13 protein-coding genes are annotated in these 12791 nt (G+C 43.1%); 5 read left to right on the top strand and 8 right to left on the bottom strand.

Annotation, left to right across the window (positions count from 1 at the left end; all coding sequences use genetic code 11):
* Positions 1-40: 40 nt before the first annotated feature.
* Genes A2621_00275 through A2621_00265 form a run of 3 tightly spaced genes read left to right on the top strand, consistent with a single transcriptional unit; the run spans position 41 to position 2723 of the window.
* Positions 41-1111, top strand: a complete 1071-nt coding sequence (locus A2621_00275; protein ID OFW89360.1) for a peptide chain release factor 1 — start codon at positions 41-43, stop codon at positions 1109-1111.
* 5 nt (positions 1112-1116) lie between these two features.
* Entirely contained in the window at positions 1117-1875 is a 759-nt protein-coding gene (locus A2621_00270; GenBank protein OFW89359.1) for a hypothetical protein, read from the top strand.
* 5 nt (positions 1876-1880) lie between these two features.
* Positions 1881-2723 (top strand): protein-(glutamine-N5) methyltransferase, release factor-specific, encoded by an 843-nt coding sequence (locus tag A2621_00265; protein ID OFW89358.1) that lies wholly within the window; start codon positions 1881-1883, stop codon positions 2721-2723.
* Here the strand turns inward: A2621_00265 and A2621_00260 are convergent.
* Both A2621_00260 and A2621_00255 read right to left on the bottom strand, forming a co-directional pair.
* Positions 2720-3202, bottom strand: a complete 483-nt coding sequence (locus A2621_00260) for a hypothetical protein (protein ID OFW89357.1) — start codon at positions 3200-3202, stop codon at positions 2720-2722. The two genes, A2621_00265 and A2621_00260, sit on opposite strands and share 4 nt — an antisense overlap.
* A 43-nt stretch (positions 3203-3245) precedes the next feature.
* The gene (locus tag A2621_00255) at positions 3246-3503 is read right to left on the bottom strand and encodes a hypothetical protein (protein OFW89356.1); all 258 of its coding nucleotides are present in this window, start codon (positions 3501-3503) and stop codon (positions 3246-3248) included.
* A gap of 285 nt (positions 3504-3788) precedes the next feature.
* Between A2621_00255 and A2621_00250 the strand changes: the two genes are divergently transcribed.
* Complete coding sequence (locus A2621_00250) at positions 3789-6362, top strand: ATP-dependent chaperone ClpB (protein OFW89355.1); 2574 nt, start codon at positions 3789-3791, stop codon at positions 6360-6362.
* A gap of 122 nt (positions 6363-6484) precedes the next feature.
* On the opposite strand, the gene A2621_00245 is transcribed toward A2621_00250, so the two are convergent.
* Genes A2621_00245 through A2621_00230 form a run of 4 tightly spaced genes read right to left on the bottom strand, consistent with a single transcriptional unit; the run spans position 6485 to position 9686 of the window.
* On the bottom strand, positions 6485-6985 hold the full coding sequence (locus A2621_00245) for a hypothetical protein (GenBank protein ID OFW89354.1): 501 nt from the start codon (positions 6983-6985) through the stop codon (positions 6485-6487).
* A gap of 15 nt (positions 6986-7000) precedes the next feature.
* The gene (locus A2621_00240) at positions 7001-7333 is read right to left on the bottom strand and encodes a hypothetical protein (GenBank protein OFW89353.1); all 333 of its coding nucleotides are present in this window, start codon (positions 7331-7333) and stop codon (positions 7001-7003) included.
* A 22-nt stretch (positions 7334-7355) separates the two neighbouring features.
* Complete coding sequence (locus A2621_00235) at positions 7356-8162, bottom strand: enoyl-[acyl-carrier-protein] reductase (GenBank protein OFW89352.1); 807 nt, start codon at positions 8160-8162, stop codon at positions 7356-7358.
* Between the two features lie 54 nt (positions 8163-8216).
* A complete protein-coding gene (locus tag A2621_00230; GenBank protein OFW89351.1) occupies positions 8217-9686 on the bottom strand; it encodes a hypothetical protein in 1470 nt (489 codons plus the stop codon).
* 98 nt (positions 9687-9784) lie between these two features.
* Between A2621_00230 and A2621_00225 the strand changes: the two genes are divergently transcribed.
* On the top strand, positions 9785-10558 hold the full coding sequence (locus A2621_00225; GenBank protein ID OFW89350.1) for a hypothetical protein: 774 nt from the start codon (positions 9785-9787) through the stop codon (positions 10556-10558).
* On the opposite strand, the gene A2621_00220 is transcribed toward A2621_00225, so the two are convergent.
* Complete coding sequence (locus A2621_00220; GenBank protein ID OFW89349.1) at positions 10538-11482, bottom strand: acetyl-CoA carboxylase carboxyltransferase subunit alpha; 945 nt, start codon at positions 11480-11482, stop codon at positions 10538-10540. The genes A2621_00225 and A2621_00220 overlap by 21 nt on opposite strands.
* A gap of 3 nt (positions 11483-11485) precedes the next feature.
* The gene (locus tag A2621_00215) at positions 11486-12766 is read right to left on the bottom strand and encodes a hypothetical protein (GenBank protein ID OFW89348.1); all 1281 of its coding nucleotides are present in this window, start codon (positions 12764-12766) and stop codon (positions 11486-11488) included.
* Positions 12767-12791: the final 25 nt, after the last annotated feature.

Below are 12791 nucleotides of genomic sequence, written 5' to 3'. Positions count from 1 at the left end.
ATCGCCACCCTCATAGGAAGAAATTTTAGGCAAAAAGACAATGAGTTTATTATCTAAATTAGAAAAAATGATTGAGCGGAAACGATCCTTAGAAGATCTACTGTCTCAAGGTACCCTCTCTTCAGAAGAGTTTGTAAAATCTTCGAAAGAATTAGCCGAATTGACCCCTATAACGGAAGTGGCTGAAGAGCTCATAAAAACCCAAAAAGAAATTGCAGATCTCCAAGAGATGTCAAAAGATGTAACCGATCCTGAGATGAAGAAGATGGCTCAGGAAGAATTGTTCTCGTTGGAAACTCATGTGCCTGAATTGGAGAAACGGATAAAAGTTCTTTTGTTGCCCAAAGATGAAGCTGACGAGAAAAACGCTATTCTGGAAATTCGAGCCGGAACAGGCGGAGATGAAGCCGCGCTCTTTGGTGCCGTTCTTTTAAGAATGTATCAGAGATATGCAGAAATTCAGGGATGGAAAGTGGAAATTTTAGAGCTGAGTGAGACAGACCTAGGGGGTATCAAAGAATGCATTGCCACCATCACTGGAAAAAATGTTTTCTCGAAACTGAAGTTCGAGTCTGGTGTTCACCGTGTGCAGCGGGTTCCTGAGACTGAGACACAGGGTCGAGTTCACACTTCTGCAGCAACAGTTGCCGTCTTGCCAGAGGCGGAAGAAATCGATATTCACATCGAAGAAAAAGACCTTCGAATTGATGTATTTCGGTCGAGTGGGCCTGGGGGCCAGTCTGTGAATACGACAGACAGTGCCGTGCGCATTACCCACTTGCCGACAGGCTTGGTGGTGCAGCAGCAAGATGAGAAATCTCAGCATAAGAACAAGGCCAAAGCGTTAAAAATTTTGCGGTCACGTTTGTATGATCTTGAGCGCGGCAAGGCCATGGCTGAGAGGTCTCAAAACAGAAAATCTCAGGTGGGGTCGGGCGACCGATCCGAGCGGATTCGGACGTATAACTTTCCCCAAGGACGATTGACGGACCATCGGATTAACTTGACCCTTTATAAGCTTGATTACATTATTAACGGAGAAGCGCTAGATGAGGTGATCCAGGCATTAACTACTGAGGATCAAGCAGAGCGTCTTTCAGCGTTGGAGTAAATACGATGGTCGACCCATTTTCTTTTTCCATCAAACTTTTAGATTCTGCCTATCAAGAAAAATTAAGAAGTCTTGGGTTGTGGAAACCCCAGTGCCCAGTTCCCTTGGAACGGTTGCGGGTAGTCGAGGTGACTTATCGTGATTTCAAAGGCAATCTTAAGCAAGGCGAGATTGTTGTTTTAGATGCCGTTTCCCCCTTTGTCATGATCATTTTTCAAGAATTATTGGAAGAGGAGTTCCCCCTTCATAAAGTGGTCCCCATTGATCAGTATCAAGGGGATGATGAGGCGTCCATGGCAGACAATAATTCTTCCGCGTTTAATTATCGTACTATCGTGGGTAAGACCGTTTTATCTATCCATTCCTATGGTTTGGCCATTGATATTAATCCGGTACAAAATCCTTACATGGGGAACTCTTTCATTAATGCGGAAAAAAAATGTGGGGCTGTGGAAGTCTGGCCCATTGCCGGCCTAGAGTATATGAATCGTCGGCATCAACGTGTTGGAATGGTGGAACCGATTGTCAATATTTTCCATAAATATGGATTTCGAGATTGGGGAGGGGATTGGCAAGATTTGATGGATTATCATCATTTCCAGACCCCTCGATTCTTGGCCGAATTATTGGCTGAAATGACAGCAGACGATGCTGATGATTTTTTTGAATGGTATGTGGGAAATCCTCAAGTTATATTGGATGGAAAGACTATTTTAGGAGAATATAAAAAAGATCCCAAAGTTTTTATGAAGAAATATTCTTAGACCCAATGGATTCTGTTCATAGTCTTCTTTTGTCCACCTTTCAAAAATATCCTCAGGTACTCAAGCCTCATTTGAGAGTTTTGTTGGCGCACCTCATGCATCAATCCCCAGAGTTTCTAATGGCCCATCCGGAGGCTAATGTCTCCCTCAAAGTGCAGGAAATTTTTTTGACCCAAGCGGAGGCCTTGGCAGGGGGAATGCCTCTCAGTCGCCTTTTGGGAAAACGAGAATTTTGGGGTATGGATTTTGAGCTGTCTTCTGAAACCTTGGATCCCCGACCTGACAGTGAAACGCTGATTGAGGCGACGTTGAAGCAGTTTCCTGATCGGGGCCGTCCTCTAAAAATTTTGGATTTGGGTACGGGCACAGGATGTCTTATCATTTCTCTTCTGACAGAATACAAAAAGGCGACGGGCACAGCGGTTGATCAAAGTCGGAACGTGTTAGAAACGGCCAAAAAAAATTCCCAAAACCATGGGGTGGCGGATCGATTAAGACTTCATCAAGGAGATTGGTTCCAGGGGATCACGGACTCGTTTGATATTATTATTAGTAACCCTCCTTATATTGCCCAAGCTGATTACGAAATCCTAGAGAAAAACGTTAAAGAATTTGATCCAAAGAAAGCCCTTACGGCAGGGGAGGAAGGATTGGATTGTTATAAAATTATTATTCCAAGGGCCCCTGATTTCTTGAACCTTGGAGGTGCTTTGGTTTTGGAAATTGGGCATAACCAACGCTTGCCTGTGGAAGAATTGCTGCGTGCTGCAGGGTTTCAACACATTACCCTCTATCAAGATTTGGCAGGCTTGGATCGGTGTTTTGTTGGGAAAGACTCGGTTCGTTAGGGACAAAGAGTTGGAGCGACAGACACGATTTGACTCATAAAGTTTCCGTTAATAAACTCATGAACGCTATAAGCAGGGTAAGTCAAGTTTAGTCCTATACACTTATCACCCTCCAAGATATGGCTTGGTGCGGTGCTGGGTGAGATCCAACAGAGCGCTCTTCCAAAAACAGAGGCACCTGCATGGTGATAATGACCACAATATATTCCTCGCACATTAGGGCTCGCTGAAATAATTTGTTTTAAGTCGTTCCCATTACGCAGGTTTATTGTGGAGAATATGGGCTCTTGAACATCTATAGGAAAGTGGTGAAGGAAGATCATAGTTGGTTTTTTTCTGTCTTCTTCTAAGCGCGCAGTTAACCATTGTTTTCGCTCTTCACACAAGATCCCATAATCTTTTTTGGGAATATGTGAATCGAGAACTAAAATTCTAACAGGCAAATGATCAAGAGCATAATGGGAGAATTGGGGATCCATGAAAGGTTGCTCAGGGAAAACAGAGCGCAAATTTGGGAAGTCATCATGATTCCCGCAGGTCAAATAATAAGGAACTGTTAAATGATTTAGTAATGCCTTTGTGGTATTCATAGGACTCAATATCTCCCCTATCCACAATATCGCCCGTATGGATCACCAGGTCTGGTTTTAAAGTATTAATACTGGCAATAACTTTTTCTAATCGTCCAGCTGTATCTGTAAGTTTGTTGTCGTGCCAAGATTCTCCTCTTGGTATGATATGGGTATCTGTAATTTGAACAATACGGATGGGATTTGACATAGGTAACTCATTTTTCTCTGTGGGATTAAAAGCTCCAAAAACTGGGATGAATAAAAACAGGCTCAGGATCGTTATTTTTAGGATGCTCTGTATTTTATTTAACTCCTTGGGGGGGGTGTAGAACTTAATCTCTACTGAGATTAGCAGATCTTATTTTTTTAGCAACAGATCACTTTTAGCGGGCTTGGATCGGTATTTGGTAGGATGGAAATAGTTTTCTGTTTTTAGAATCTCCTTCCAAAATCTTGTCTGGTTTGATACAAAAGAGATAGAGGATATGGGGAAATGAATCTAGAAAAATATACAGATCGCGTAAAGGGTTTTTTGCAGTCGGCACAGACGTTGGCTCAGAATTTGGGTCATCAAAAGCTACTGCCAGAGCATCTTCTAAAAGTATTTAATGATGATTCTCAAGGGATGGCGGCAAGCCTGATCCAGGCGGCTGGTGGTAATCCAAAATTGGTATCGGTGGATGTGGAAGCGGCTCTCAAAAAAATCCCTTCTGTGCAGGGAAGTGGGGCAGGCCAACCTTATATGTCCCAAGAACTCTCTCGTGTATTACAGGAAGCTGAGAAGACGGCTGAAAAGGCGGGAGACAGTTTTGTGACCCTCGAAATGATTCTACTGGCTATGAGTTTACAAACCTCGGATGAAGTGGGGAAAATCCTCAAATCTTCTGGTTTGACGCCACAGTCCCTAAACCATGCCATTCAAGAAATGCGTAAAGGGCGACAGGCCCATTCCGCCAGCGCAGAAGATACGTATGACGCCCTAAAAAAGTATGCGCGCAATCTGACCCAAGCCGCAAGAGAGGGCAAGCTTGATCCTGTCATCGGCCGAGATGAAGAGATTCGCCGTACCATTCAAGTTCTTTCTCGCAGGACAAAGAACAATCCTGTGTTGATTGGAGAGCCAGGGGTGGGTAAAACAGCCATCGTGGAAGGCTTGGCGCTGCGTATTGTGAACGGAGATGTGCCTGAAAGCCTAAAGGATAAACAATTGATGTCTTTAGACCTTGGATCGTTGATCGCGGGTGCCAAGTATCGAGGAGAGTTTGAAGAACGATTGAAAGCCGTCTTGTCTGAAGTAGAATCTGCCGCAGGCTCTATTATTTTGTTTATCGATGAATTGCACACGCTGGTGGGCGCGGGGAAAACGGATGGGGCCATGGATGCCTCCAACATGCTAAAGCCTGCGCTCGCGCGCGGAGAGCTTCATTGTGTGGGGGCAACGACGCTGGATGAGTATCGCCAATATATCGAAAAAGATGCGGCTTTGGCTCGGCGCTTCCAGCCCGTCTTTGTGCCGGAGCCTAAGGTGGAAGAGACCATCTCTATTCTGCGTGGTTTGAAAGAGAAATACGAATTGCACCACGGCGTGCGCATTACGGATGCGGCGATTGTAGCGGCTGCAACGCTCTCAAACCGATATATTTCCGACCGATTTTTGCCGGATAAGGCGATTGATCTGATTGATGAGGCGGGGAGCCGATTGCGCATGGAAGTGGATTCCAAGCCAGAGGCCTTGGATGAATTGGACCGTCGCATCATGCAGCTGAAGATCGAGCGGGAAGCTTTGAAAAAAGAAACAGATCCAGGCTCTCAAGAACGGTTGAAAAATTTGGAGGGAGAGCTGAAAGAGTTTGAATCCAAAGCGGCGGATATGACGGGTGCATGGCAAGCCGAAAAACAAAAGTTATCCCAAGCGCAGGATCTAAAGGAGAAATTAGAAAAGGCGCGTAATGATTTGGCCATTGCCGAACGCACAGGTGATTTTTCTAAAGCAGGAGAGCTGAAGTATGGGCTCATTCCTGATCTGGAAACCAAACTTAAAAACTCAGAGCGCAATGGGAATCATGCCATGGTGCGGGAAGAAGTAACCAGCCAGGATATTGCAGCGGTGGTGTCCCGGTGGACGGGGATCCCCATGGACCAGATGTTGGCCAGCGAAAAAGATAAATTAGTGCATATGGAAGATGAGCTGCATAAGCGGGTTGTCGGCCAAAAGGAAGCCGTGGTGGCGGTAAGTAATGCAGTTCGCCGCGCCCGTGCAGGACTTCAAGATCCGAATCGACCCATGGGATCATTTTTATTCTTAGGCCCCACAGGGGTGGGAAAAACTGAATTAGCCAAGGCGCTCGCCTCATTCTTGTTTGCGGATGAACACGCTATTTTGCGTATTGATATGTCCGAGTTTATGGAGAAACACTCCGTCTCTCGGTTGTTGGGCGCCCCTCCCGGCTATGTGGGGTATGAAGAGGGGGGTGTTCTAACCGAAGCGGTACGTCGTCGGCCCTATCAGGTGATTTTATTTGATGAAGTGGAAAAGGCACATCCAGATGTGTTCAACGTGCTTTTACAAGTGCTGGATGATGGTCGCCTGACGGACGGGCAAGGACATGTGGTAGATTTTAAAAATACACTCATCATTCTGACCTCTAACTTGGGCAGTGAAGTGCTGGCCCATCTGGAAGATGGAGAGAGTACTGAGAAGGCTCGGGAAGAAGTGATGGAAGTGGTGAAGAGAGCTTTCCGGCCAGAATTCTTAAATCGATTGGACGAAATCTTGCTCTTTGGCCGTCTTGCGCGCACTGACATGGGGAAGATTGTGGACATTCAACTGCGGCACCTAGAGACCATTTTAAAGGACAAGAAGATCACCCTTGAGGTGGATAAAAAGGCTAAAGAATGGTTGGCTGAACGGGGGTATGATCCAGTGTATGGGGCGCGTCCCTTGAAGAGGACGATTCAAACCTATTTGCAAAACCCGCTGTCTATGAAAATTTTAGAGGGTGAGATTAAAGAGGGAGATAAGGTTCCTGTATCGACAAATAATAAAGGCTTGACAATTAAGAATTAATTTATTATAACTCCCCAAAATAATCACACAAAGGGAGTTTTTCCATGCCATATAAATATGTGATTTTTCTTTAGACTAGAATTTCGCCGAAACAGGATGAAAAATACCTGCTGTTGGTTGACTCATTCAGGTGTTCTTTTAGTAAGATAGAGACTTTCTCCCAATTTTTTTAGAGCTTCCTTTAAATCTCCTTCAGGGGTTTGATTCAGCAGAGTTTCAATTTTTGCTTGATCATCGGAGGGCAAAAGAGGGGATTCTTTGGCTTGACGAGAGGGCGACTTCTCACATTTTATTTGTTGTACATTGATTTTCTGAAAGGCAGCGTATCCCACAAATTGATTAACTTTCTCTAGAATCATGGGCTGCAAATGATGTGTCATCAAAGCCATACTACCACTTGCAACCGAAAGGTGAAGAGTGGCTCCCGTATTTTTATCTTTGGGGAAGGATATCTTATTGAGTGTTATATGGGTTGCATATTTTTCCCCCATAATAAAGGGCCAGTCATAGAGAAGAGAGGCTAAGAAATTATCTTTTCTAGAAACAAGGCTACGCGTTAATTGATTCGATACTTTGCCCGCTGGCTGAAGGATATGGAAAACAGGTTTTTTATGAACAACCATAATGCGATATGTGGATTACAGAGACAGAGCTCTGAATAGCATGTCTTGCATGAAATATTTCATGAGCAGCCGAGAGAGCAATTCTTGAAGGAAATAAATCAAAAGAAAAAGGACAAGGATGGACAGATCTAATCCTCCCACAACGGGGACAATTTTACGAATACGGTCGGCGACAGGGTCAATAATTTTATGAAGGAACTTATAGCTGGTGTCTATAAACTGGTTTCCTTTTGTAAGAAGATTAAACACCATGAGGAGATGGACAACCACATAGATAATAAGGGCCCATTTGTAAATTTCTATCAGTAAAAGAAAAATCTTTAATAAGGGATAAAAAACTACGTCCATTTTGAGACCTCCATATCTATATTTATACAATACTTATATCTGGTGCGTCTATGGATTTCATGCCGACTACGTTATACCCACAATCCACATGATGAATCTCGCCCGTCACAGCCGAGGAAAGATCACTGAGAAGGTAAAGACCGCTTTTTCCCACCTCGTCCAACAACACGTTGCGACGCAAAGGCGAGTTATACTGATTCCATTTAAGAATGTAATTAAAATCACCAATTCCGGACGATGCAAGGGTGCGTGCCGGGCCTGCTGAGAGAGCATTGACGCGCACGTTATATTTACCGAGGTCGACGGCTAAGTATTTCACGCTTGCCTCCAAAGCTGCTTTGGCCACCCCCATGACATTATAGTGAGGCATTACTTTTTCTGCTCCATAGTAGCTGAGGGTTAAAAGGCTCCCCCCGTCTGACATGAGAGGTAGCGCCCGTCGACAAATGGACGTAAAAGAATAACAAGAAATATCAAGAGCTGTGGCAAAATTTTTTTTTGACGTATCAAAGTAGGGGCCCTTTAATTCTTCCTTATCCGAAAAAGCAATAGCATGAACAAGGAAATCAATCTTGTCCCATCTTTTTTTCAATGTGGAAAAAGTTTTGTCTAGATTCTCTTCGTCTGACACATCGCAGGGAATCAAAAAATCTGACCCGGTAGACTCGGCTAAGGGGCGGACACGCTTTTCCAAGATTTCTCCTTGATAGGTGAAAGCAAGCTCTGCACCTTGCTTGTGTAAATGATGAGCAATGCCCCATGCGAGAGATTTATCGTTGGCAACCCCCATAATGAGGCCGCGTTTTCCTGTCATTATACCGTTTGTCATTTTTTCCTTTTCGCACGCTATAAAACCCGATTTATAGAGTTTAGAATGTTTTTGTCAACGCTCTTTTTTCTCTTCGGGTTTTGGCTTCAGAGTAATGAATAATTTTTGTCCAAAGCGATAAATAAAGAATAAGGTTGTTTTCTTATGTTGAATAGATGTTTTTATTTCTTTTTCAAATTCTTCAATGGAAGTAACAGGGGTTTTATTGATTTCCAGAATGATGTCTCCCACCAACAATCCATTTTTTTCAGCCCACCCACCTTCTTGAGTATCAGAAACCAAAACACCATTGATGGCAGGATTTTCGGCATGGAATCTTTGACGGAATTGCCAGGTGAGGGAAGTCACGCCAAATTCATATTCTTTGGACTCCACATGATCTTTTAGTTCCGTTTTACTGGTTTTAATTGTTTTCCGATAATCCTCATGGCTCTGGAATTCTTGAAGTGTAACGTGTATTGTTTTGTTTTTGCCTTCACGCCAGAGAGAGATGGAAACTTTTTCTCCCACAGCAAGTTGACCAATAATGCGACTCACATCAGGCGCGTCTTTAATTTTTTTATCATTAATTTTAAGGATAATATCCCGAGATTGAATGCCGGCTTGTTTGGCAGGCCCATTATCGGTCACTGTTACAATAAGGGCCCCGTTAGCTTTTGGCAGGCCAAGATTTTCTGCGATCTCATTGGTGACACCTTGCACCATTAACCCAATCCAGGCACGTCGTACCCGACCATAATCAATAATATTCTGGGTAACTTTTCGGGCAATATTTGCCGGAATGGCAAGTCCTACGCCATCACTGCCCCCCGAGGAAGAAATAATACCAAAGTTAACCCCAATCACTTTTCCCTCTACATCCACAAGAGGTCCACCAGAGTTCCCTTTGTTGATAGACGCATCTGTTTGAATAAAATTATTAATAAGGTGTGAGGGGACAATACCACCAAACATAGGATCACTTAAATCTCGAGCAGGAGAGGACACGATTCCTGACGTTAATGTGGGACCTAACCCATAGGCATTCCCAAAGGCAAGAGCCCAATCTCCAATTTTAATTTTCTCTGAGTCTGCCCAAGAAAGAGCCAAGAGTTTTTTTGAGGTGTCTACCTTTAAAACAGCGAGATCTGTACCGGGATCGTACCCCACCAAGCTGGCTTCCATGATCGTTTCATCTGAAAAAGTGATTTTAATTTTGATTGCGTTTTCTACTGTATGATAGTTAGTGACAATGTATCCTCGGGAATCTACCACAAATCCAGACCCCAGTGTGCCGATACGACGGGGATTATTTAAAATTTCATAGCCAAAAATATCTTTACGAGGCATTAATACCATCGTAGCGATGCGGTTTTTTAAGGCTTCTTCATCATTCACTTGTGCCAGGACAGCAACACTAACGACGGCAGGCATGGTTTTTTCACCCACTTTTGAAAATCCTTGCTTTCCTAAATCAGCTTGGGGTTCAAAAGAGATGTTTGTCACAAAGAAAAAAACAAAAAGGGAAACTACTCTAACGATCATGTTTCACGCTATAAATATTGGCTTTAAAATAAATTTATGTCATTAGTTTCAAAAAGACAAGACTTCTTGGGATTTCAACTTAATTAATGTAAAAGTAGATGCAGTTTAACAAGATTAATCTTCCTCAAATCCAAAATATTGTTGCTGTCGCCTCTGGAAAAGGAGGAGTTGGGAAATCTACCATTGCCTATAATCTAGCAGTTGGGATGGCAGAGCGTGGGTTTAAGGTGGGAATTGTCGATGCGGATATCTATGGCCCCTCTCTTCCTCTCCTTGCGGGGAAGCAGCAAAGACCAACCATCAAAGAAGGCAAGTTTGTACCCATAGAAGCACATGGAATTCAGACTATCTCCATGGGGTTTCTACTGGATAAACAAGCGCCAGTTATGTGGCGAGGACCCATGTTACAAACGGCAATCAAGCAGCTATTTATGGATGTGGAGTGGCCAGAGCTAGATTTATTAATTGTGGATATGCCCCCTGGAACAGGGGATGCCCATTTAACCATTGCTCAATCTGTTATGTTGATGGGGGCAATTTTAGTTTCAACACCACAGAATTTATCGCTTGTGGATGCCATCAGGTGCTTAAAAACATTTCAAACGTTAAAGGTTCCAATTTTGGGAATGATCGAAAATATGGCGGGGTTAGAATGCCCTCATTGTGGTCATGATATTGATGTGTTTAAAAAAGAAACGCTTTTAGGATTTTGCCAACAAGAAGAAATCCCTTATTTGGGCAGCATCCCGTTAGATCCAGATCTTGTGCGTCGAAGCGATGGAGGCCAGCCTGCCACACTAGACCAAAATAGCCCTGTCTATAAAAGTTATGCCAAGATTATCAATAATTTTTTAAAAACGTCCCATTTCTAAAAACTTTTGTCTGCGACGGGCCACAAGTTGCTTAGGAGTAAAATTTTTCAAGTCTTTAAGAGATTTTTCAATTGCATCTCCCATCGATAGGATGGTTTCTTTGGGGTTGCGATGAGCGCCCCCTAAGGGTTCGGGAACAATTTGATCAATGAGCTTAAAATCGATCAAGTCTTCTGCTGTTAATTTTTGAGCTTCAGCAGCTTCTTTCTTTTTGTCGGCACTGCGCCAAAGAATAGACGCGCATCCTTCAGGTGAAACAACAGAGTAAATTGAGTTTTCTAACATTAAAATTCGGTTTCCTGCGGCAATAGCAATGGCCCCTCCCGACCCCCCTTCCCCAATAATACAGGAAACAATGGGGACAGAAAGGGACAGGCAGACATCAATGGAGCGGGCAATCGCTTCTGCCTGCCCACGTTCTTCTGCATCTATACCAGGATAAGCCCCTGCTGTGTCCACAAGCGTGATGACTGGCAACTGAAACTGATCCGCCAGTTTCATGAGGCGTTGAGCCTTACGATACCCTTCTGGTCGTGGGGCTCCAAAATTATGATGCATGCGCGTTTGGATATCATGTCCTTTTTCTTGGCCCAATATAACCACAGGCTGCCCACGAAATGTGCCAATCCCCCCCACGATAGCGGCATCCTCTGCAAACAAGCGATCTCCTGCTAGCTCTGTAAAGTTTTCAATCAAAAGCTTGATATAGTCTAAAAAGTGTGGCCTTTTTGGGTGGCGTGCTACTTGGACTTTCTGCCAAGGGGATAGTTTTTTGTAAGTATCCCCGAGAAGTTTGTCGAGTTTTTTTTGCAAAATTAAAACTTCTTCCACGATATCCACATCTTTACTTTCGGACATCTTGCTTAATTCTTTGATTTTTTCTTCTAAATCTCGAATTTGTTTTTCAAAGTCTAATTCGTACATTCTCTATCTTCCTTTATTCTTTGAAGGCAGGCCATTTATGAGTTGAAACAAAATAAATGTCAAGGTGGCTAGAGCAATCATCCAATTTTGCCATAGTCCGAAACTGACACTCCAATAAACGAGACACAGCCCAAAAAGAGCGTAGGTATATCCTCGCAATAAGGAAGGAAGAGAGGAAGCATATTGGGCAAACCGATATAACAAAAAGAATACAAAACAGACCCCTAAAAACCCAAACTCTAGCCAAATTTGAAGAGCCCCATTATGGGGATGGCTTGATAAAATCGTCTCCTTATAACAAACCACTCCTCCCCAAAGATGAGGAGTTTTGGAGACAATTTTATCATTAAAACTAATCTTTTTAAAGTTGGCGAGGGAATGGTGGGAACATCGGTGAGGAGATTCTTTGATGTGTGAGGAGTAATCAAATCCGTGACCCAGCCAAGGTTTTTTTATCACATTTTTAGAGACCTCATGCCAAATCTCCACCCGGTGTTGATAGCTGGTCGGCAAAGAATGAAGATGATTAAACAAAATATTCCGGTTTAAAAAATGGAGGGAGAGGAGGGGGGCAACCAATATATAGACTCCCACTATTCCGAGAAGGGTGGCAGCAAAAGCTTTACGAAAATATCCCGCTGCAAAGAAGATTCCTGCCACCAGAACAGCCAAGCGTGCCGCGCTGGGTTGGGCTTTTATAAGCACAAGAAGAAGCAAAAAAAGAGAGAATAACAGGCCATAAATCTTCCCATATTTTTTCTTGATAAGGAGGGTAAAAGGGAGGAAAAAAAACGTCAAAATAACAGTTCCCCGAATAAAAAGGGTAACATTATAATCTTTTGATCCGGTGTAAAATTTTGAGACCCAACTTCCTCCATAAATCTCGAAAATCAAAAACAAAGCGTAGAAAATATAAGCTTTAAAAAAAAGAGAAACGATCCTCTCTTTTTCTGAAAAGTCTAGGGTTTTTGATCCTTTCAGAGTGAAGAAAACTAAGGAAAGCAGACCAATAAGCTTCAAAGGACGCCAAATGGAGCAGGCCTCATTTTGTAAAAAAGAAAGCATAAAGAAAAGAAAAAAGAATACGAAAAAAAAGAGAGGAAGACTTTTAACGGAAATATTTCTCCACTCTTTATGCCTCACAAAATCTTTGAATGCTGTGAGGCCATTAAATAAGAAAAAAGCTAAAAACAAAGAAACTACAATTCCCTTGCCTTTCAAAACAGCAATAAGAGGAAGTGTGAAAAATAAAAAATAAGTTCCTATAGTTTTACTGCGAGTCATATGGTATGCGCCTTTGTGAAGTCGA

This window comes from Alphaproteobacteria bacterium RIFCSPHIGHO2_01_FULL_41_14, assembly GCA_001767855.1.
Taxonomy (GTDB): domain Bacteria; phylum Pseudomonadota; class Alphaproteobacteria; order UBA7879; family UBA5542; genus 2-01-FULL-41-14.
Note: the sequence above shows the minus strand (reverse complement) of the source record. Positions and strands in the feature narration are given on the sequence as shown.